This window comes from Sphingomonas sp. (assembly GCF_031426035.1).
Lineage (GTDB): Bacteria > Pseudomonadota > Alphaproteobacteria > Sphingomonadales > Sphingomonadaceae > Sphingomicrobium.
This window is the reverse complement of the sequence record NZ_JANPKO010000156.1, coordinates 14,642-35,067: the sequence shown is the minus strand read 5'-3', so window position 1 is coordinate 35,067 and position 20,426 is coordinate 14,642. Positions and strand designations below refer to the sequence as shown.

20 protein-coding genes and 1 tRNA gene are annotated in these 20,426 nt (G+C 67.9%); 15 read left to right on the top strand and 6 right to left on the bottom strand.

Annotation, left to right across the window (positions count from 1 at the left end; translation table 11 throughout):
• The 4 genes from rpsD to aguB form a co-directional block, all read left to right on the top strand.
• Positions 1–414, top strand: a 414-nt coding sequence (rpsD, locus tag RMP08_RS11725; RefSeq protein WP_310469183.1) for a 30S ribosomal protein S4, incomplete at its 5' end; no start/stop codon positions are given.
• A 121-nt stretch (positions 415–535) separates the two neighbouring features.
• On the top strand, positions 536–1,513 hold the full coding sequence (locus RMP08_RS11720) for an agmatine deiminase family protein (protein WP_310469182.1): 978 nt from the start codon (positions 536–538) through the stop codon (positions 1,511–1,513).
• A 226-nt stretch (positions 1,514–1,739) separates the two neighbouring features.
• A complete protein-coding gene (locus RMP08_RS11715) occupies positions 1,740–2,450 on the top strand; it encodes a hypothetical protein (protein ID WP_310469181.1) in 711 nt (236 codons plus the stop codon).
• Positions 2,447–3,295 (top strand): N-carbamoylputrescine amidase, encoded by an 849-nt coding sequence (gene aguB / locus RMP08_RS11710; protein WP_310469180.1) that lies wholly within the window; start codon positions 2,447–2,449, stop codon positions 3,293–3,295. The genes RMP08_RS11715 and aguB overlap by 4 nt, the downstream gene beginning before the upstream one ends.
• Before the next feature lie 63 nt (positions 3,296–3,358).
• Here the strand turns inward: aguB and RMP08_RS11705 are convergent, their stop codons facing one another.
• A complete protein-coding gene (locus RMP08_RS11705) occupies positions 3,359–4,063 on the bottom strand; it encodes a uracil-DNA glycosylase (RefSeq protein ID WP_310469179.1) in 705 nt (234 codons plus the stop codon).
• Between the two features lie 114 nt (positions 4,064–4,177).
• Here RMP08_RS11705 and folK point away from each other — a divergent pair, with 114 nt between their 5' ends.
• From folK to RMP08_RS11670, 7 genes are all read left to right on the top strand, one after another.
• On the top strand, positions 4,178–4,669 hold the full coding sequence (gene folK, locus RMP08_RS11700) for a 2-amino-4-hydroxy-6-hydroxymethyldihydropteridine diphosphokinase (RefSeq protein ID WP_310469178.1): 492 nt from the start codon (positions 4,178–4,180) through the stop codon (positions 4,667–4,669).
• A 16-nt stretch (positions 4,670–4,685) separates the two neighbouring features.
• Positions 4,686–4,761, top strand: a tRNA-Lys gene (locus RMP08_RS11695).
• 188 nt (positions 4,762–4,949) lie between these two features.
• Positions 4,950–6,050, top strand: coding sequence for an ABC transporter ATP-binding protein (locus RMP08_RS11690; protein WP_310469177.1), 1,101 nt, complete (start codon positions 4,950–4,952; stop codon positions 6,048–6,050).
• Positions 6,047–6,919, top strand: coding sequence for a sugar ABC transporter permease (locus RMP08_RS11685; protein ID WP_310469176.1), 873 nt, complete (start codon positions 6,047–6,049; stop codon positions 6,917–6,919). The genes RMP08_RS11690 and RMP08_RS11685 overlap by 4 nt, the downstream gene beginning before the upstream one ends.
• A 1-nt stretch (position 6,920) precedes the next feature.
• Positions 6,921–7,757, top strand: coding sequence for a carbohydrate ABC transporter permease (locus RMP08_RS11680; protein ID WP_310469175.1), 837 nt, complete (start codon positions 6,921–6,923; stop codon positions 7,755–7,757).
• Positions 7,754–9,061, top strand: a complete 1,308-nt coding sequence (locus RMP08_RS11675) for an extracellular solute-binding protein (RefSeq protein ID WP_310469174.1) — start codon at positions 7,754–7,756, stop codon at positions 9,059–9,061. Before RMP08_RS11680 ends, RMP08_RS11675 begins: the two co-directional genes overlap by 4 nt.
• 146 nt (positions 9,062–9,207) lie before the next feature.
• Positions 9,208–12,147: a TonB-dependent receptor gene (locus tag RMP08_RS11670; RefSeq protein ID WP_310469173.1), complete on the top strand. Its 2,940-nt coding sequence runs from the start codon at positions 9,208–9,210 to the stop codon at positions 12,145–12,147.
• A 51-nt stretch (positions 12,148–12,198) separates the two neighbouring features.
• Here the strand turns inward: RMP08_RS11670 and RMP08_RS11665 are convergent, their stop codons facing one another.
• The 3 genes from RMP08_RS11665 to RMP08_RS11655 all read right to left on the bottom strand — a co-directional run bounded on the left by RMP08_RS11665 (position 12,199) and on the right by RMP08_RS11655 (position 15,938).
• Positions 12,199–13,419 (bottom strand): glycoside hydrolase family 172 protein, encoded by a 1,221-nt coding sequence (locus RMP08_RS11665; RefSeq protein ID WP_310469172.1) that lies wholly within the window; start codon positions 13,417–13,419, stop codon positions 12,199–12,201.
• On the bottom strand, positions 13,416–14,459 hold the full coding sequence (locus RMP08_RS11660; RefSeq protein ID WP_310469171.1) for a glycoside hydrolase family 43 protein: 1,044 nt from the start codon (positions 14,457–14,459) through the stop codon (positions 13,416–13,418). Before RMP08_RS11660 ends, RMP08_RS11665 begins: the two co-directional genes overlap by 4 nt.
• A 69-nt stretch (positions 14,460–14,528) precedes the next feature.
• The gene (locus tag RMP08_RS11655; protein WP_310469170.1) at positions 14,529–15,938 is read right to left on the bottom strand and encodes a glycoside hydrolase family 43 protein; all 1,410 of its coding nucleotides are present in this window, start codon (positions 15,936–15,938) and stop codon (positions 14,529–14,531) included.
• 76 nt (positions 15,939–16,014) lie between these two features.
• Here RMP08_RS11655 and RMP08_RS11650 point away from each other — a divergent pair, with 76 nt between their 5' ends.
• The 3 genes from RMP08_RS11650 to RMP08_RS11640 are packed head-to-tail and all read left to right on the top strand — an operon-like array spanning position 16,015 to position 18,109.
• Positions 16,015–17,025, top strand: a complete 1,011-nt coding sequence (locus tag RMP08_RS11650; protein ID WP_310469169.1) for a glycoside hydrolase family 43 protein — start codon at positions 16,015–16,017, stop codon at positions 17,023–17,025.
• Positions 17,022–17,966, top strand: coding sequence for a 1-phosphofructokinase family hexose kinase (locus RMP08_RS11645; protein ID WP_310469168.1), 945 nt, complete (start codon positions 17,022–17,024; stop codon positions 17,964–17,966). Before RMP08_RS11650 ends, RMP08_RS11645 begins: the two co-directional genes overlap by 4 nt.
• A gap of 14 nt (positions 17,967–17,980) precedes the next feature.
• Complete coding sequence (locus tag RMP08_RS11640; protein ID WP_310469167.1) at positions 17,981–18,109, top strand: hypothetical protein; 129 nt, start codon at positions 17,981–17,983, stop codon at positions 18,107–18,109.
• Positions 18,110–18,134: 25 nt separating this feature from the next.
• On the opposite strand, the gene RMP08_RS11635 is transcribed toward RMP08_RS11640, so the two are convergent.
• A complete protein-coding gene (locus tag RMP08_RS11635; RefSeq protein ID WP_310469166.1) occupies positions 18,135–19,112 on the bottom strand; it encodes an aspartyl protease family protein in 978 nt (325 codons plus the stop codon).
• Positions 19,113–19,325: 213 nt separating this feature from the next.
• Between RMP08_RS11635 and RMP08_RS11630 the strand changes: the two genes are divergently transcribed.
• Positions 19,326–19,967: a PilZ domain-containing protein gene (locus RMP08_RS11630; protein WP_310469165.1), complete on the top strand. Its 642-nt coding sequence runs from the start codon at positions 19,326–19,328 to the stop codon at positions 19,965–19,967.
• 36 nt (positions 19,968–20,003) lie between these two features.
• Here the strand turns inward: RMP08_RS11630 and RMP08_RS11625 are convergent, their stop codons facing one another.
• On the bottom strand, positions 20,004–20,387 hold the full coding sequence (locus tag RMP08_RS11625) for a PilZ domain-containing protein (protein WP_310469164.1): 384 nt from the start codon (positions 20,385–20,387) through the stop codon (positions 20,004–20,006).
• Between the last annotated feature and the right edge of the window lie 39 nt (positions 20,388–20,426).

Genomic DNA, 20,426 nt, shown 5'->3' with positions numbered 1-20,426 from the left:
AAGCAGTTCAAGCAGACCTTCCAGCAGGCCGAGCGGATGAAGGGCGACGCCTCGCAGAACCTCATCGGGCTGCTCGAGCGCCGCCTCGACATGATCGTCTACCGCGCCAAGTTCACGCCGACGATCTGGGCCGCGCGCCAGCTGGTCAGCCACGGCCACATCCGCGTCAACGGCATCAAGTGCAACATCGCGTCGCGCCGGTGCGACGTCAACGACGTCATCGAATTGGGCCCCAAGGCGCAGGAAATGGCGCTGGTGATGGAGGCGCAGAGCCTGGCCGAGCGCGATATCCCCGATTACGTCGTGCCCGACGGCACCGCCAAGGCAACCTTCACCCGCGTGCCCAAGCTCGACGAGGTGCCGTACCCGGTCAAGATGGAACCCAACCTGGTGGTCGAGTTTTACTCGCGCTGATGCCTGACAAACCTCCGTTCGTGTCGAGCGGAGTTCGAGCGCAGCCGAGAACGCAGTCGAGACATCCCTCGACGGTCGCTTCTCGGCAGGCTCGAAGCTGCTCGGGACGAACGGTTTGTCGATGACCCAGCCCCCGCTTCCCGAATGGGCGCCGCATGAGGCGGTGTGGATCGGTTTCCCGAGCGACCCGGCGCTGTGGCTGGCCGATTTGAAGGCCGCCGAGCTGGAGGTCGCCGCGTTCGCGGCGGCGGTTCATGCCGGCGGGATGGGCGAACAGGTGCGGCTGGTCGCGGCGCATGACGATGCCGCCGCCGCCGCGCGCCGCCTCGCCCCATTCGCGACCGTCGTCACCGAGCCGTTCGGCGACATCTGGCTGCGCGACACCGGGCCGATCGTGTGCGGCTCGGGCAAGGCGCGGCGCGCCGCGGGCTTCGGGTTCAACGGCTGGGGCGGCAAATATGATTTGCCCGGCGACGAGGACATCAACGCCCGTCTCGCCGCGTCGGCCGGCCTGCCATTCGAAAAGGCCTCATGGGTCCTCGAGGGCGGCGCGATCGACCATGATGGGTCGGGCACCGCGATCACCACCGAGCAATGCCTGCTCAACCCCAACCGCAACCCCGGCCTATCGCGCGAGGATATCGAGCAGCGGCTGCGCGATGATCTGGGGTTCGAGCGCGTGGTGTGGCTCGGCGAGGGCTTGGTCAACGACCACACCGACGGCCATGTCGACAATCTCGCGCGGTTCGTCGCGCCGGGCCGCGTGGCGATCCCGACCGCGGCCGAGGACGACCCCAATGCCGCGGTCTACCGCGATGCCGCCAGGCGGCTGCGCGCGAGCGGGCTCGACATCGTCAACCTGCCCTCGCCCGGGCGGATCGCGGACAGCGACGGCGAGATCATCCCGGCCAGCTACATGAATTTCTACATCGGCAACGCCAGCGTGGTGGTGCCGCAATATGGCGCGCCCAACGACAAGGCCGCGGTGACCGTGGTCCAGGCTTTGTTCCCCGGCCGCCAGGCGATCGGCCTGCGCGCCGACCACATTTTGACCGGCGGCGGCAGCTTCCACTGCATCAGCCAGCAGGTGCCGGCGTGAAAATCCGCTCATCCTGAGGAGCTGCTGAGCGAAGTCGAAGCGGCGTCTCGAAGGATCCGTGCGTGCTTCGAGACGAGCCCTCGACAAGCTCGGTCTCTCCTCAGCATGAGCGGGTTGGGTGATCGCGCGTTCCCTCGTCGGGTGCCGCCGGTGCTTGGTCGAAAGCGGATTGCGGGCGCGCGGACTGGTGCGCAGTGAGGCGGACCGCAGCAAAGGGGGAATTTTCGTGCACGGCCGCTTTTCACCGATTTTCTACCGGGTGGCGGGGGTAGCGTCGCTGCTGTCGGCGCTCACCACGCTCGGGCTGATCTTCCTGCCCGATTTGTTCGCGCCCGCCGCCGACGGGCTCGCCGGGCGCATGCAGCGGGTCACCGACCCCGCCTACCAGCTGCGCGCCTGGGTCTATTTCGTCCACCCGTTCCTGGCCTTCGCCGCGGCCCTCGGCGTCGCCATCGCGTGCCGGCGGGTCGCGCCGGCGCTGGCGCTCGGCGGCGCGCTCGCGTTCGGATTGTGGGCGCTGACCGAGGCCGGCCAGCAGTCGATGACCTTGTTCGCGTTCGACGACTGGCGGCGGGCGTGGCTCGCCGGCGACGCCGCGTTCCGCGCCACGATGGAGCTGCGCGCGGCGGTCTATGACGGGCTGTGGGAGGCGGCTTACTCGCTGCTGCTGGTCGGGATCACCGTCGGCAGCGGGTTGTTTGCGGCGATGTTGCTGCGGCTGGGCGACGGCCTGTCGCGCGTGGTCGGGGCGTTTTACGCGGCCGCCGCGCTGCAGTCGCTGCTAATTTTCTCGGGCGAAATCGGCGGGCCGGCGCTGCCTGACGGGCTCGGCTTCTGGATTTACCCGGCGACCCAGCCGGTCGCGCGCGTGCTGATTGGGCTGTGGCTGTTGCGGGTAGCGCGGCGCGGCGAGCCCGGTGTAGACGCGGCGGCATGACCAAGCTCACCGTCGCCGCGCTCCAGCTCGCTTTTTCCGACGACACCGCCGCCAACATCGCCGCGGTTGGCGAGCTCGTGCGCGAGGCGGCGGGCAAGGGGGCGCAGGTGGTGCTCCCGCCCGAATTGTTCGAGGGGCCGTACTTTTGCCGGGTCGAGGACGAGGCGCTGTTCGCCACCGCCAAACCGACCGCCGAGCACCCCTCGGTCACCGCGATGCAGACGCTCGCCGCCGAGCTGAAAATCTGGATCCCGACCAGCTTCTTCGAACTCGACGGCCAGCACCATTACAACAGCCTGGCGATGGTCGGGCCCGACGGCAAAGTCGCTGGGGTCTACCGCAAGAGCCACATCCCCGACGGCCCCGGCTATGAGGAGAAATTCTACTTCCGCCCGGGCAACACCGGCTTCAAGGTGTGGCCGTCGGCGGACACCACGCTCGGCGTCGGCGTGTGCTGGGACCAATGGTACCCGGAAACCGCGCGGGCGATGATGTTGATGGGCGCCGAAATCCTGTTCTACCCGACCGCGATCGGCACCGAGCCCCACGATCCCGACCTCGACACCAGCCGGTTGTGGCGCCGCGCGATGATCGGCCACGCGGTGTCCAACGTCGTGCCGGTCGTCGCCGCCAACCGCATCGGCACCGAAGGCGGCCAGCGCTTCTACGGACATTCTTTTATCTGTGACGAGCGCGGGGACATCCAGGCGGAATTCGGCGCGGACGAAACCGGCGTGCTGGTGGCGACGCTCGATTTGGCCGCGGCGAAAAAGCACCGCGCCGCCTTCGGTTTCTTCAGGGATCGCCGGCCGGAGCTTTATGGGCGGTTGGTGGAAGACGTCTGACTTCCTCCCCTCCCGCCACGCGGGAGGGATCGAGGGGAGGGCCTGTGATGTCGGGGGCGGTGCCTAGACAGGCCCTCCCCCAACCCCTCCCGCGAGCGGGAGGGGGGAAAGCGCAAGCGCCCGCTCGAACACGCTTTCGAACATCGCCGCGTCCAGCCGCCGGGTGTTCTGGTTGTAGCGCGAGCAGTGGTAGCTGGAGAGGAGCACGCGGCCGTCGGGCGCGGAATGCTCAGCGCCGTGGCCGAATTTGGTCGCGGCGGGGGGGAGGCCGAGTGCGCGGGCGGCGACGACGTGGGCGATCTGGCCCAACGCGATGACCACTTTTACGGTTGGCAGCGCGGCCAAGGACGCCTCGAGGAAATTGCGGCAGGTGGCGATCTCGTTGGGCTCGGGCTTGTTGGCCGGCGGCAGGCATTTGACCGCATTCAAGATGATCGCGCCGGTCAGGCGCAGGCCGTCGCCCGGGTCGGCGCGGTAATCGCCTTCGCTGAGGCCGTATTTGGCGAGCGTCGCGTACAGCAACTCCCCCGCGTAATCGCCGGTAAACGGCCGCCCGGTGCGGTTGGCGCCGTGCTTGCCGGGCGCCAGGCCGATGATCGCGAGCCACGCCTGAGGGTCGCCGAATGCCGGCACCGGGGCGTTCCACCAGTCAGGGTGCTCGGCGCGGCACTCCTCGCGAAAGCGCGCCAGCCGCGGGCACAAAGGGCAGTCGCGCGGCGCCTCGGCGTGCGGGATCGGGGAGCGGTCGGCGGGTTGCTGGACAATCACTAGCGCTCCCTACCGTTCGTCCTGAGCGAAGTCGAAGGGCGTTCTTTTTCGCGGCCTCTGCGGCTAACGCCCTTCGACTGCGCGCTTCGCGCTCCGCTCAGGACGAACGGTTTTTTGGCCCAGACCACCCACCTTTACGCCATCGCACTTGGCTCGAACCGCCCGCACGGGCGCCACGGGCGCCCGGCGCAGGTGGTCGCGGCGGCGATTGCGCGGCTCGAGGCCGAGTTCGGGCTGTTCGACGCTTCGCCGATCCTGATCAACCCCGCCCACGGCGGCGCCGGGCGCGAGTTCGCCAATGCCGTGGCGATCGTCGAAAGTGCGCTTGGGCCCCCCGCCATGCTCGCCGCATTGAAAGCGATCGAGCGCGATTTCGGGCGACGCGGCGGGCGGCGCTGGGGAGCGCGGGTGCTTGATCTCGACCTGGCCCTGTGGGGCGGCGGCCGCTGGCGCTCGCGCACCCTGACCGTCCCCCACCCGCGCCTCGCGACACGCGATTTCGTGCTTGCCCCGCTCGCCGCCATCGCGCCCAACTGGCGGGTCGCCGGCGCGCTGACCGCGCGCCAACTCGCCCACCGCCTTGCCCGCCGGGCGCCACGCGGCTAACGGGGCGGCGCTGGTCGGGCCCTTAGCTCAGTTGGTAGAGCAACTGACTTTTAATCAGTAGGTCGCTGGTTCGAATCCAGCAGGGCTCACCAGCATATCCCTGCGCGTGTCGAACCAGCTCTTTTTTATGATGCGCGATCCGCGAGCGGATCGCTGGGGGTTCGAATCCAGCAGGGCTCACCAGCCTGTGACAACTCCCGCCGACATCTCTTTGTAAGAAAAGGCTTGGCAGCTTTGCCGCGGCCCTCAATAAGCTCCGGCACGTCCCGCGTCAGCCGAGGTGCCCTGCTTGAGCCTGGAACTCCGCAACATCCGCAAGGCGTTCGGCGACACGCCGGTGCTCGACGACATTTCGCTGAGCCTCGAGGCGCGCGAGTTTGTCGCGTTCCTCGGCCCCTCGGGCTCGGGCAAGTCGACATTGCTGCGGATCATCGCGGGGCTCGAAAGCGCCGATTCGGGCGAGATCGAATTGAACGGCCGCCGCATCGACCTGCTCCCGCCGGGCGCGCGCGGGATCGCGATGGTGTTCCAGCATTACGCGCTCTACCCGCACATGACGGTCCGCGAGAATATGGCGTTCGGGCTGCGCAACGCGCGCGTCCCCGCCGACGAGATCGAGCGCCGCATTGGCGACGCCGCCGCGGTGCTCGAGATTACCGACCATCTCGACAAGAAGCCGGGCCAGATGTCGGGCGGCCAGCGCCAGCGCGTCGCGATCGGCCGCGCGATCGTCAAGCAACCCGAGCTGTTCCTGCTCGACGAGCCGCTGTCCAACCTCGACGCCGCCTTGCGCCTGCGCACCCGGGTCGAGCTCGCGCAGCTTAGGCGCAAGGTCGACGCCGGGGTGATCATGGTCACCCACGATCAGGCCGAGGCGATGACGCTGGCCGACCGCATCGTGGTGATGAACGAGCGCGTCATCCAGCAGGTCGGCGCGCCGATGGACATCTACGCGCGACCCGCCAACACCTTCGTCGCGCGCTTCGTCGGCTCGCCGCCGATGACGCTGGCACCGGTGGAGCTGGTCGACGGCAACGGCGCCAACGCCAAGGTGCGGCTGGGCGACGGCTCGGAGATCGCCACCAAGGTCCCGCGCAAGGGACTGCCCGCGGGTGCGCTGCAGCTCGGCTTGCGCACCGAGAACGTGCGCGTCGCGGCGCCCGCCAAGACCCGCCCGGCGGCCGAGGTCGAGCTGGTCGAGCGGCTCGGCGAGCGCACCTTGGTCTACGCGCGGCTGGCCGACGGGCTCGCGGTCACTGCCGAGGACAAGGGCGACAGCCGCGCGCGCATCGGCGACAAGATCGGGCTCGAGATCGACGGCGCCGGCGCGCATCTGTTCGACGCCGACGGCATCGGTCACCACGCGGGCGGCGCGGCGTGAGCCCGGCGCGGCGGCGCGACTATCAAGGCCTCGCGTTCGTCGCCCCGTTCCTGCTGCTGTATCTGTTCCTGTTGATCTACCCGCTGCTGCGCGGCATCGTCACCAGCTTCCAGCGCGCCGACCCGTTCGGCGGCGGGCGTTTTATCGGCTTCGACAATTACACCCAGCTCGCCGCCGACCCGGTGTTCCACCAGTCGTTGCTCAACACCTTCGCGTTCGCCGCGATGGTCGTCATCCCGCTGACTCTGCTGACGCTGCTGCTCGCCTTGGCGCTCAACAAGCCGACGCGCGGCGCCGCCTGGTACCGCGGCCTGTTCTTCGCCCCGTCGGTGCTGTCGGTGACCATCGTCACCTTGATCTGGCGCTTCGTGCTGGCGCCCGACGCGGGCCTGGTCGGCGAGGTGATGCAGGCGACCGGCGGCGCGCCGATCCCGTTTCTCAGCGATCCGGCTTTGGTCAAGCCGGCGATCGCGCTGACCACCATCTGGTGGTCGTTCGGGCTGCCGATGATGCTGTTCCTCGCCGGGCTGCAGCAGATCCCCGAGGACGTCTACGAGGCCGCCGCGCTCGACAATGCGAGCAAATGGGCGACCTTCTGGCGGGTCACGCTGCCGTCGCTGCGGCGCACCGTGCTGCTGGTCGTGATGCTGCAGACCGCCGCGCAATTGCAATTGTTCGGCCAGGCGCAATTGCTGACGTCGGGCGGCCCCAACGGCGCCTCGCGGCCGGTCGTGCTGTTCATCTTCGAAAGCGCATTCGTGCGCTGGCAATTGGGCTACGCCTCGGCCGCCGCCGAGATCCTGTTCATGCTGATCTTGCTGGTGACCCTGGTCCAGTACTGGACCGTCACCCGGCGGCAGGACGCCTAGCGTGGCCGCCGAGCTCCGCCGCGCGCGCTTCACCCCGCTGCAGCTGGTTGGGGTGACGCTCGGCGCGGCGCTGATGATCGCGCCGCTGGCGTGGACATTGCTGCTGTCGCTCAAGGCCAATTCGGAATTGCTGCGCGACAGCGCGACCGCGTTTTCGGCGCCCTACACGCTGGAGAATTACCGCGCGATCCTCGGCGGCTCGATGGTCTTCCGTTGGCTCGCCAACAGCCTGGTCGTGTCGCTCGGCACCACCGTCGGCGTGCTCCTGCTGTGCAGCCTCGCCGGTTACGGCTTCGCGCGGCTCGACTTCCCGTTCCGCCGCACTTTGTTCGTGCTGGTGCTGCTCGGCCTCGCCATCCCCGAGCAGGCGGTGATCTTGTCGCGCCACCGGCTGTTCGCCGAACTGGGGCTGCACAACAGCTTCCCCGGGCTGATCCTGCCCGGGCTGGTGTCGTCGTTCGGGGTGTTCTTCATGACCCAATATTTCCGCGGCATTCCGAAGGAGCTCGACGAGGCGGCGATGCTCGACGGCGCGTCGCGGCTCAAGACCTTCTTCACCGTGCTGCTGCCGCTGACCGTGCCGGCGCAGGCGACATTGGGCGTGTTCACCTTCCTCGCCAGCTGGAACGATTATTGGTGGCCGCTGATTTCCGCGACGCGCAGCGACATGTTCACGCTGACCGTCGGCCTCGCGTCGAGCCAGATGAATTACGCCCAGACCAGCGGGCTCGGCTTCCTCATGGCGCAGGCGGTGTTCGCCTCGATCCCGATCTTCATCGTCTATCTGATTTTCCAAAAACAGATCGTGCGCGCGATGGCCGGGACCGCGGTGCGATGAAGCGCCTTGCGCTCGCTTTGGCCGCGCTGGTCGCGCTCGGCAGTTGCGCGCCGGAGTCGGACCGCACCGAAATCTATTTGCAGCGCTTCTGGGGCGAATGCGGCGCGCTGTACGGCAAGACCATCGACGTCTCGAAAGCCGAGGGCGAGTGCGGGATCATCACCGCGCTGATCAACAAGTTCAACGCCGAGAACCGCGACATCCACGTCGAATCGAACGTCGTCGCATGGCCCGGCTACGCGCAATTGTCGGCGCAGATCGCGGCCAACGACCCGCCCGATTTGGTCACCGTCCACCAGGGCGTGCTGACCGATTATGCCACGCGCGGGCTGGTCGAGCCATTGGAGCCGATGTTGCGCGAGGCGGGCATCGACCCCGCCGCATTCACCGAGGCCGCGCGCCGCGGGGTGACCAAGAACGGCGCCATCTACGGCCTGCCGTGGGACACCATCGGCGGGCTGTTCCACATCAACACCAAATTGTTCGCGAAGGCGGGGCTGATGCGCGGCGGCAAGCCGGTGCTGCCCAATTCGCCGCAGGAGCTGCTGGCGCACGCGCGCCAGTTCAAGCAGCGCACCGGACTGCCGTACCTGATCCAGAGCCAGGTCAACGACCCCGCGACCCACGTCCGCAACCTCTACACTTTTCTTCTTGCACAGGACGCGGCGTTCTTTCCCGACACCCGCCACATCCGCATCGACACGCCGCAAGCGCGCGAGATCGTCGGCCTGCTGCGTCAAATCAACGTCGAGCAATTGGGAACACGCAACCAGGACACGCCGGCCGCGATCAACAGTTTCCTGAACGGCCAGGGCGGGATCTATCCGACCGGCACGTGGATGATCGGCGCGTTCGACCAGGAGGCCAACACGCCGGGCCGGCCGCTGCACAAGAGTTATGCGGTGTTCCCTTACCCGCGGCTGTGGGGCCGGCCCGCGGCGTTCGTCGACGGGCACAGCTGGGCGATCCCCAAGGGCGACCGCTCGCCGCAACAACGGCGCGCCATTGCGCGGCTGCTCAAGTTCTTCGCCGAGCATAATTTCGACTGGGCGCGCACCGGTCACATTCCCGCGTTCTCGGCGGTGCTCGACAGCGCCGAGTTCAAGGCGCTGCCGCACCGCGCCGACATCGCGCCGCTCGGCACCATCGGGCGCACCTTGCCCGGCGCGGTCGAGCGCCAGGGCGCGATCGAGGGCATCGTCGGCGAGGAGTTGCAGGCCGCGGTGACCGGGCAGAAGCCGGTCGACCGCGCGCTCGCCGATGCCGAGCGCCGTTCCAACGATTTGATGTCCAAGCTCGACTGACCGCACGCCGCCAGTGCGGCTTTGATGCAACGTCGGTTTTTAATTGAAATGAATGACTTGTCAGGCGTCTTTCGTTGGCCATACCTTTGCCGTTCGGTCCCGGCGACGGGAGCGTTCGCAAACCTGGCTCGGGGGAGGTTCACACCATGCGGCTCAACACATTCATTCTGTGCTCGACATCGGCGGTCGCGCTGACGCTTGGCGCAACGGCGGCCGCCGCCCAGGATGCGCCTCCGGCACCGGTCGATCCGGCCGTCGAAGCGCAGGAAGCACCGAACGATGCCGACGCCGGCTCAGCGCAAACCGACGATGCCGTCCAGACGGCGCCCGACCCCGCCGCCGATGACGGCGAAACCATCGTCGTCACCGGCCTGCGCCGCAGCTTGCAGTCGGCCAAGAACATCAAGCGCAACTCCGAGCAAATCGTCGACGCAATCGTCGCGGAAGACATCGGCAAGCTGCCCGACGTTACCGCCTCCGCCGCTCTCGCGCGCGTTCCCGGCGTTCAGGTCAATCGCGCCGCCGGCGAGGCCGCCCAGGTCCAGGTGCGCGGCCTGCCCGATCTCAGCACGACTTATAACAGCCGCGAGATTTTCACCGCCAACGACCGCTTCGTGGCGATCCAGGACTTCCCCGCCGGCAGCGTTGCCGCGCTGGAAGTGTTCAAGTCGGGCACCTCGAACCTGATCGAAGGCGGCCTCGGCGGGCAGGTCAACGTGCGCTCGCGCCGCCCGTTCGATTTCAGCGGCTTCGAGCTGTCCGGCTCGGCCAACGCGGTCAAGTGGGAGCAGTCCGATGAGTGGACCTGGAACGGCAACCTCCTGATCAGCAATCGCTGGGACGTTGGTGATGGCGGCGAGTTCGGGATTCTCGTCAATGCCGCTTTGACCAAGATCGATTTTCTTGATTCGACTCGCGAGAACGACCTGTTCGTGTCGCCGCGCCCGGCTACCGGCACGCGACCCGCGTTCATTGCCCCCAACGGCAGCGGGTTGTTCTACGGCAGCGGCAAACGCAGCCGGCCCTCGCTCAACGCGGCAATCCAGTACAAGCCCAACAGCGACTTGCAATTCTATGTCGATGGCCTGTTCCAGGGATACCGCGGCAACGACAGCAATTACTGGATGTTCGTCCCGCTGTTCGACAACTCGACGCTGTCGGATGTCGAGTTCGACGAGGATGGCCTGCCACGGCGCCTGACGGTCGACAGCCCCAACGCGCCCGACGGCTTCCAGGAGTTCCGCAAGTCGCGCACTAACACCTTCCAGGTCGGTGGCGGCGTCATTTACGACGTCACCAGCGACCTGCGTTTTTCCAGTGACATCGCCATGACCAAATCGACGTTCAAGGAGCACCAGGTCAACATCGACTACGCATTGGCCAGCTCGCCTCAGCGGGTCGTCGATATCGACCTCGACGACGGGCCCGGCGGCGCGGCGTTCGACTTCCTCGACTTCGACACCCGGGATCCCGCCAACTACCTCTACCGCGGCCTCTTCCAGCGCCGGTACAAGGCCAAGGGCGACGACGTGCAGGTGCGCGCCGACCTCGAATGGGACACCGGTTGGGCCAACATCCCGCGCCTCCAGTTCGGCGTGCGCCACAACAACCGCGACGCCAGCCGCGAAGAAGGCGGCTTGTATCGCAGCACCGACGGCGTGCCCCGCCCGCTGCTTGGCAGCCTGCCGATCGACATCGGCCGCCTCCCGTGCGGTTTCACCTATGACAATTACCAGGCGGAGAGGTGTTTCATCGGCGTGTCGTTCAACGATGTGTTCGCCAACATCGGCGATCTTCGCGACTTCGCGGACACCGTCAATCCGAATGGCGGCCCGCTCGGTGACGTCGGGATCGACCCCTTGTCGATCTATGACGCGAACGAAAAGACCTACGCCGGCTACGGCCAGCTACGCTACGAGTTCGACCTCGGATTTCCGGTCGACGGAACGATCGGCGTTCGCGTGATCAAGACCAAGAACAACTTCAACGCCAACCAGCGCGATGACGCCACTGGCATTATCTCGCCCATCACGCGCAAGAACGAATACACCGATGTCCTGCCCAGCGCGAACATGCGGCTGCAGTTCCTGCCCGAGTTGCAAGGGCGGCTGGCCTATACGGAAACCCGCACGCGGCCGAACTTCAACGACCTGACCCCGGCAATCACGGTGTTTCCGCCGAGCGGCGCCTGCTCGATCAGCCCGCAGGACCCGAACTGCTTCCAGGATGCGTCGGGCGGTAATCCTGATCTCCAGCCGATCACCAGTAAGAACTATGACGCCACCCTCGAATATTATTTCGCGCGGCAAGGATCGTTGACCCTCGCGGCGTTCCGGCGCGACGTGAACGGCTTCATCTTCCGGTCGCGCCAGACAGTGCCCTACGACAGCCCGATCGGCGAAATCCGTCTCGACGCTCCGTTTAATTCGGGCAAGGGCAAGATCCAGGGCTTCGAGATCGCCGCTACGACCTTCTTTGATTACGACTGGCTGCCGAACTTCGCGAAGGGCTTTGGTGTCCAGGCCAACTATACCTACATCGACGCATCGACCCAGCTCGCCCCGCAATATCGCGACAACCAGTTGCCGGGCCAGCAGGATTTCCCCGGTGTCTCGAAGCACGCCTACAACCTGGTCGGGATGTATGAGCGCGGCCCAGTCACGGCCCGCCTTGCCTATAACTGGCGGTCGAGTTTCGTGGTCGACTACCGCGACATCCAGGGTCTTCAGGCGCCGCTCAAGCAGCGCGCCCTCGGCCAGCTCGATTTCTCGGCGTCCTACACCCCGTTCGAGAACATCACGATTGCTTTCGATGCGCTGAACATCCTCGCCGGCAAGCAGCCGATCCGCACCTATCGCGACTTCGCCGGCGGCAACGGGGCGAGCTTCCCGTGGGGCACCAAATACCTCGAGCGGGTCTATTCGATCGGCCTGCGGTTCCGCACCGGTGGCGACCGCTCGCGCGCGCCCGAGCCCGCGCCGGTGATGCTACCGCCGCCGCCGCCACCGCCGGTCGCCGAGCCGGCGCCGGTGATGGAGCCCGCTCCGCCGCCGCCGCCGCCGCCGGCCAGCGGGCAGCGCGGTTAGTTGCTGCCAGCCTCGAGCTGAAATGACTGGGGCGGCCTTCGCGGGCCGCCCCTATTTTTTGTCGGGCGCCTTGCGGATCGCGGCCATGCGCTCGGCCGCCGGCGCGATCGGCGGAAGCACGCCGCCCGGCCGGTCGAGATAGAAATAGGCGACCGCCGCGACATCGTCGCTGCGGTAGTAATTGGTGTGCCCGTCGGGCAGCGCGGGGTCGGACAGCGGCTTGCCGCTCTCGAGCAATTTCTGGAAATTGGTGCGCGAACCGGGGTCGATCGTCACCGGCGCCAGCGGCGCGCCCTTGTTCTGCAGCCCGAGGACGATCGCCTTTCGCGCCCCGCCGATCTGCTGCAGCGACACCGCGATGTCGCGATGGAACCAGATCGGGTCGGGCACGTGCCAGCGGTAGAATGTCCACCGCCCCTCGCCGTCCCACGTCGCGATCGGCGCGCCCTGGAAGCGGTTGATGTAGGCGCCCTGCCCCCACGCCGTGCCGATATAATCCTCCGCGCCGGTGCCAACGATGGTCGGCGCGTCGGCGCGGTCGCCGTCGAGCGCGATCTTGACCTCGCCCTCGCCCCACCAGGTCTTTTCATAGACCGGGTTGGTCAGCACCGTGACGCTGGCGCCGAGGAACCGCCCGCGGCCCGCGATGCGCGGCAGGATGCGGAAGTCGCGGCCGAGCGTGGTCGCCCGCTCGCGGCTCCACCACGCGTGGAAATACAGCGCGTCGGCGGGCTGCGCGGCAAGCGCGCGGTAGTCGACGTCGTAGAAAATCAGATTGACCGGTTTCAGCGACTCATTGGCGACCGTGATCCGCGCCCCGCTGCGGAACGGCATCGGGATGGTCGAGACGAACGAGCGCCCCTCGGGGCTCGACATCAAGGCGGTGTCCATCGCCACCATCTCGCCGGCGCCGTGGAGGAAGAAGTCGCCCAGCGGGACCGACACCGCGGGCCGCGCCGCGCCGTCCCAGTACATCTCGAGCTTGAGCCCGCGCAGCGCCTCGGGCGAGCGGTCCTCGATCGTCATCCACAGGCGGTCGATGGTGCCGGCGCCGCGGATATCGGCGAGCACGTGCGTCGCGCGGACCGCGATGGTGTCGAACGCGTGGCCCTTGGCGCCCTTGTTCTCGCGCGCCCCCGCGCCCTTGGCGCCGGTCGGATTCTCGGGGGTGATCCAGCGCGTCTGCTCGCCGGCGCGGTAGCGGTAGAGCTCATCTTCGGCCGCGGCGGGGGTGGCCAGCAGCAGCGCCACCAGGGCGGCCGCCAGTCTCACTTGGGCCGGCTCGGCGCCGCGGGCCTGACGCTCAGCCCGATCTCGGGCTTGCCGTCCTTCCAGTACAGCGGCGCGACATACAGATAGCGTGCGTCGGCCGCCTTGCGGCAGCTCGAAGTCGCCGCCCACGCGTGGAAGGTGACGTAGTTCTGCCCCTTGGCCTGGAAGATGCTTTGGTGCCCCGGCCCGCTGAGGCAGCCGAGCTCTTTGTCCCGGAAGCTGAACAGGATCGGATTGTTCGGCGCATCGACGCACGGGCCGAGCGGGCCCTGGCAGGTCGCATAGCCCATCGCGTAGGGCGACAGCCGCTCGTCCGCGTTCCACCCGTAGTAAGCGGCCGAAAAGAACATCGCGTAACCCGTCGGCGAGCGGACCATGGTCGGCGCTTCGACCAATTTGTTCTCCCATTTCTGGTCGTCGCGGATCAGCCCGACCGGCGCGCCGGTCACCGTCAACCCGTCGGCGCTGAGCGGCTGGCCCCAGATCCAGGTGCCCTTGCCGACCCGGTTGCCGTCGCTTTTCCAGTACAGATAGAGCTTGCCGTCGGCATCGCGGAACGGGTTGGCGTCGATGCTCCCGCCCTCATTGAACTGGCACACCATCGGCTCTGGCGACGAATCGCGGAATGGGCCGGTCGGCGCGTCGGCGACCGCGACGCCGATGCACTGGACGTCCTTCTTGCGGTGGTTGGCGGTGTAATAGAGCAGCCAGCGATTGCCGATCCGCATCACCTCGGGCGCCCAGGTGAAGCCCTCCTTCACCCACGGCGCGAGCGCCGGCATCCCGTCGAGCCGTTTGCCGGGATTGGCGGGGTCGCCGACCGGCGCCCATGTGACCAGGTCGCGCGAGGTCAGCATCGGCAAATTGATGCCGTCGTTGGTGGCGTAAGCGAGAAACACGCCGTCATGCTCGAGCACGAACGCGTCGGGGAAGTTATGCGTATAGGCGGGGGTGAACAAAGGTTCGGCCGGCGCAGCGGCGCTCAGCGAGAGCAATGCGGCGAGGATCAGCGGCGCGCTGGAACGGACTGTAACAGTCACAGGCATCCCCTTGTGATGAGGTGCGAATTGCTCAGCCTAGCAGAGTCGGCCGCGCAACCAAACCCGCTCTCATGTCACCCGTACGCGGTCACCGTCAAACGCCAGCCCGACGGTCATCAACGCGCGAAATTCATTGTAGCCGCCGGTGCCCGGGTGGAACGCGTGGAAGAACAATTGCGGCTGGCCGTCGAGCCCCGGCGCGACCGAGGCATGGCCCGGCGCGGTCCAGGTCTTGGTCGACTTGAGCAGCGGGGCTTCCTGCTTCACATACGGCCCGAGCGGGTTGTCGGCGACCGCCACGCCGATGCCGTAGGCCGCAGTGGCGAAATCATTGCCGGCATAGAACAACCAGTAGCGCCCGTCCTGCTCGGTCACGAACGGGCCTTCGATCAGATGCCCTTCCCAGTCGCGGTCGTTGGTCAGGATCTGCGTCGGCTCGCCGACCAGCGCGCCGTCGTCGTCGAGCCGCTGGGCGTGCAACGGCGTCGTCATCGCGGCGAGGATCGCGGGCGCATGGCCGTACTCGCCGAGCACCTGCTTGACCCGGTTCCACGATCCCACCGCGGCGTCGATCAGCGGCTGCATCAGGAAAAAGCGCTCCATCGGCCGCCGCCCGTTGGCCCAGCCGACCAGCGCCGCGCACAGCGCCGCGGTGCGCCGGTCCTCGTCGTGCTCGAACATCGCGTCGATCAGCGCCGGCTCGCGCCGCAGCAGCATCGCCAGCGGGCGCGGCCAGATGCCGTTGCTGTCATCCTTCCAGAACAGATATTTGTCGCCGCTGGAATCGATAAAGAAGTGCGAGTCGATGACCCCCGCGTCCATCTTGGGCTGGCTCGCCGCGTCGTAGCCGAGCCCGGTGATGTCGATCGGCGCCCCGGTCAGCAACGGCTCGCCGAGGTCGCGCCACGGCCCGGTCGGCGCGGCGCTCTTGGCGAGCCCGATGGCGAGCGCATTGCCGGCCCGCCGCGCCGTGAAGCACAGCCAATATTCGTCGCCGACCTGGGCCATCTCGGGGGCCCAGAAATCGGCCACCTGTCGCCCCTTGGCGGTCCAGCTGGGCTGCTCGCCGTCGGGGAACACAAAGCCCTGGTGGGTCCATTCCTCGAGGTCACGCGAGTGGAGGATCGGGAATGCGTCGGGGGCGTCGTTGGAGGTCGCGACGAGGATATACCCGTCGTCGGTCTTGAGCACCGCGGGATCGCCATAGCCGCACAGGATCGGCGGCGCGATATTGCCGGTCAGCAGCGGGCGCCAGGCAATGTCCGAATCGGGGAAATCGTCGGGCTCGCCGAAGCCATGCGGAACGCGCGTTCCGAAATCTCCGGCCACCGCGGCGAAAAAGGCATGATAGTCGGCCTGGTCGCCGCCCGCGACGAGGTACGTTCGCGCTTGCCCGGCAGGGCCGGTGACGGTGACTTCCGCGCCTCCGCCGCGCTCTGTCGCGCCGATTTCGAACGCGCCGGACTCGATGATGCTCATCGGCGGCGCGTTAGGGACACGCGCGGGCAATGAGAACCCCTATCGGCCCGCGACTGCCGCGCTTATGCTGGCAGCCATGACAAAGCTCGTCCTGGTCCTTGCCGCGCTGCTCACCGGCTGCGCCCCGCTCACCGCCCCGCTTCCGCTCGCGCCCGCCGCGCCGGTGCTCGACGCCGATTTCCCCGACCCCGCGGTGATCAAGGCGCCCGACGGCTTCTATTACGCCTACGCCACCCAGAGCGAGGTCGGCGGCAAATGGGTCAATCTGCAAGTCGCTCGCTCGCCCGACCTGCTGCGCTGGGAGCATCTCGGCGACGCGCTCCCCGCCAAGCCTTCTTGGGCGAGCAAGACGCAGGACTTCTGGGCGCCGCACGTCGAGCGCCACGGCGACACTTACTACCTCTATTATTCGGCCAAGCCCGATGCCGCGCTGACCGACAAGAAGCGCGGCCTGTGCCTCGCCGTCGCCACCGCGGGCAGCCCGCTCGGCCCGTTCGTCGACATCGGCAAGCCGCTCCAGTGCGGGGACGGCTTCGTCAACATTGACCCGATGGCCTATGACGACCCCGCGACCGGCAAGCGCTTGCTCTACTGGGGCTCGGGGTTCCAGCCGATCAAGGTCCAGGAGCTGGCCCCCGACCGCATCTCGTTCGCCCCCAGCAGCGCCCCGGCCGACCTTATCCCGGTGGTCAAATCGGAGGACGTCAACGAGTATCGCCGGCTGATCGAGGGCGCCTGGGTCGTCCGCCGCGGCGATTATTATTACATGTTCTACTCGGGCGACAATTGCTGCGGGCCCAAGGCCCATTACGCGGTGCTGGTCGCGCGCTCACGCAGCGCCACCGGGCCGTTCGAGGAGCCCAAGGACCGCCCCGCGGTGATCCTCGAGAGATACGGCAAATGGCTCGCGCCGGGCCACAATGCGGTCGCCACCGACGCGAACGGCCGCGACTGGATCGTCTATCACGCGGTCGACATCACCCGCCCGCGCACCAAGCCGAGCGACGACATCAACACCCGCCGCGTGATGCTGGTCGCGCCGCTGGTGTGGGAAGACGGCTGGCCGCGGGTTGTGCTGCCACGGTGAGCGCCGCGTTCCCGGCGCCGCCGGCGGCGCGGATCGCCACGCTGACGCTCAACCCGAGCATCGACAACGCGTGCGAGGCCGACGCCGTCCGCCACACCCAGAAGACGCGCACCTTCAACGAGCGGATGGATCCCGGCGGCGGCGGCATCAACGTCGCCCGCGTGCTCGGCCGCGTCGGTGCCGATGTCAACGCGCTGTACCTTGCCGGCGGCTTCACCGGGCGCCTGCTCGACGAATTGCTCGAGCGCGAGCGGGTCGCCCGCACCCGCCTCGCGATCGCCGACGACACCCGCCTGAGCGTCGCCGTCTACGAGCGCTCGACCGGTGTCGAGTATCGCTTCGTTCCCGAAGGCCCCGAGGTCGCCGATGCCGAGTGGCGCGCCTGCCTCGAGCATGTCGCGGCAACCGCCTGCGATTATCTTGTCGCCAGCGGTTCGCTGCCGCGCGGCGTGCCGGACGATTTCTACGTCCAGCTCGCCCAGCGCCTTCCTCGCACGACTCGACTGGTCCTCGATACCTCGGGCGAGGCCTTGCGAGAGGCGCTGGCGCACGGCGGCCTGTTCATGATCAAACCAAGCCGCGGCGAGTTCGAGGAACTGGTCGGCAGGCCGCTGCCCGACACTGGCGCAATCATCGCGGCGGCGGCGGACATCGTCGCGCGCGGCGGGTCCGAGCTGGTCGCGGTGACGCTCGGCCGCGACGGCGCCGTGCTTGCCACCCCCGCCGGCGCCGCATTCGTGCCCGCGCTCGCGGTCGACACCCGCAGCGCGGTCGGCGCCGGCGACAGCTTTCTCGCGGCGATGGTCTACGGCCTCGCCGCGGGCGTGGCGGCGGATGATGCGCTCAGGCTCGGCATCGCCGCCGGCGCCGCCGCCGCGCTCACCCCCGGCACCGACCTCGCCTTCGCCGCCGACATCGAACGGCTCTACGCCGCCGCCTGATTCCCGGCCGGCAAATGCCCGCCGCCGGAACCGCGCCGCCCCCGCAGCCGTTTCACCGGCGACCCCATCGGAGGAGCGTCACCATGTACATCGGCCTCGGCGGATTGATCCTGTTGATCATCGTCCTCGTCCTGATCTTCTAGGACGCGACGACCCGGATTCCCGGCCTTAGCGCTGGGCGAACTGCGCCTGCTCGAGGCTGCCATGCTCGGGCAGCGTCACCCGCAGCTTCTTGTTGGCGAAATCGATCGTCACCTTGTCGAACGCGCGCATCGCGTTCATCCCCAGCAGCAGGGCCGGGCGCTTGTCGAGCCCGAGCTTTTTGAAGGTGTGCGCGTCGGCGAACACGATCGCCAAGTTCTCCAGCAGCACGCCGCCGATCTCGAGCTTCTCGAGCACCATATATTCGCCGGTCAATTGCTCGCCGGTGACCGATTGCAGCGACACCTTGCCCGACCGCTGCAGCACGTTGCCCGCCATCAGCCGCCGCCGCAGCGCGCTGTTGCCGATGCTCACTTCCGAGCCGGTGTCGAGCACCACGCTCAATCGCGCGCCGTCGGCGTTGGCACTGGTCAGCACCAGCCGCCCGTTCTTCTCGCGCGCGCGCACGACGATCGTCCCCTCCTCGTGCGGGATCACCTTGTGCGCCGCGGGGACGATCGTCATCGTGCGCGCCTTGAAGTTGAACAGCACGCGCTGGGCGCGCAGCGAATCGACCCCCAGGATGCCGTCGGCGCCGATGTTGAGGTCGCTCAGCAGTGGCGCGTCGGCGATCTTCATCTCGGCGTGGCTGAGTTGCAGCCGCGGCAATTGCGCGGTGGCCACGGTCGACACCCCGGTGACGCTGTGCAGCAGGGCGTTGGGCCCGGCCGTCAGTCCGAGCCGCTTGGCCAATTCGCTCGACACCGCGGTGCGGTCGGCGCCGGTGTCGACGAGGAAGCGGTACGGCCCCGAACCGGACAGACGCACCGCCACCGTCATGCGGTCGTGGCCGTCGTCCTTGAAGCGCACGTCCTGCGCCTGGGTCACCGTGTCGATCGGCTGCGGCAGCGACACCGCGTCGAGCGTGGTGGTCCTGGTCTGAGCGCCCAGCGGCACCGCCAGCGCCGCCGCGCCGAGCCCAGCAAGAAACCGCATGCGTCGCATACCCCGTTCCCTTCGCCGCGCATGATAGCGCGCCGCGCGGCCGGCGACAAACCTCGCCGCCTGCAATTGTGCGGCTCGACGCGCCACATCGGGGCACAATCCATGCCAAGTCGGACGAAACCGCAACCAATCGGTAACAGCCGCCGTCATAGGCAAAGCGGCGCGCTCCGGCGGCAACCCGGGCATTTGGCGCCTGACGATCAAGAGGTGGGAATGCAGCTTCAAACGCAGCCGGTCGAAGCGACCCTTTATTCGCTGTCCGACGCGCTTCCCGAGCCGGCCGAGCGGCGCGGCGACAACCGGTTGATGACGCTGTTCCGGCTCGGCGCGGTGGTGGTCGAGGACCGCCGCGAATTATGCCTGATCAAGAACATTTCCGCCGGCGGGATGCTGATCCGCGCCTACTGCCCGATTGCCGTCGGTGCCACGCTGTCGGTCGAGCTCAAGCGCGGCGAGATGATCCGCGGCTCGGTGACCTGGGCCAGCGACGGCAACCTCGGCGTCACCTTCGATACGCCGGTCGACGTCATCGCCTTGCTCGCCCCGGTCCCCGACAGCCTGCGCCCGCGCCTGCCGCGGATCGAAGTGCAATGCACCGCTACCGTGCGCCAGGGCGCGACCGCCTTCGCGGTGCGCACCCGCGACGTGTCGCAAGGCGGGCTCAAGGTCGAAAGCGACCGCATCCTGCAAGTCGGCGACGAAGTGATCGTGACGCTGCCCGGGCTGGCCGCGCGCCATGGCGTGATCAGCTGGGCCGCAGCGGGCTGCTTTGGAATCAACTTCAGTAACATGATGGCGCTCGCCGAGCTGGTCGCCTGGCTTCACGAGCAGCGCGAGGAAATGCGCGCGGCGTGACGTTGCGCCGTGAAAATCAGCACGCCGCCGCCGCGCTCAGCTCCAGCTTTCGACCTGCTTCTTCTCGGCCGCGGTCAATGGCCGCGTGGCGATTCCGGGCCGCCAGAACTTGGGTTCGGGCTTGGGCCCCGCCGGCGGCACGTGGCGCAGCACGTCCTGCGGCTTGAGCGGGCTGTCGAACGCGACCCCGGCATGCTTGCCGTGGACCCATGCGATGCGCCCGCGCTGGACCAGTTCGTTGCGCCGGAACACGACTTCGGCACCGGCCTCGGGCAGCAGGTCGCCATCGACCAGCGCGCCGTCCTCCGACAGGTTGCGCAAGCGCACCTTGGTCACCGCGCCGCCGACCTCGAGGGTCGCGGCGAGCAGCACGTTAGACCGGCGCGAACGGCGGATCTGGGGGTCGGGGCTATGGTCCATGCGCGCGACCATAAGGCGATCTGGTAAAACTTCCTTTAA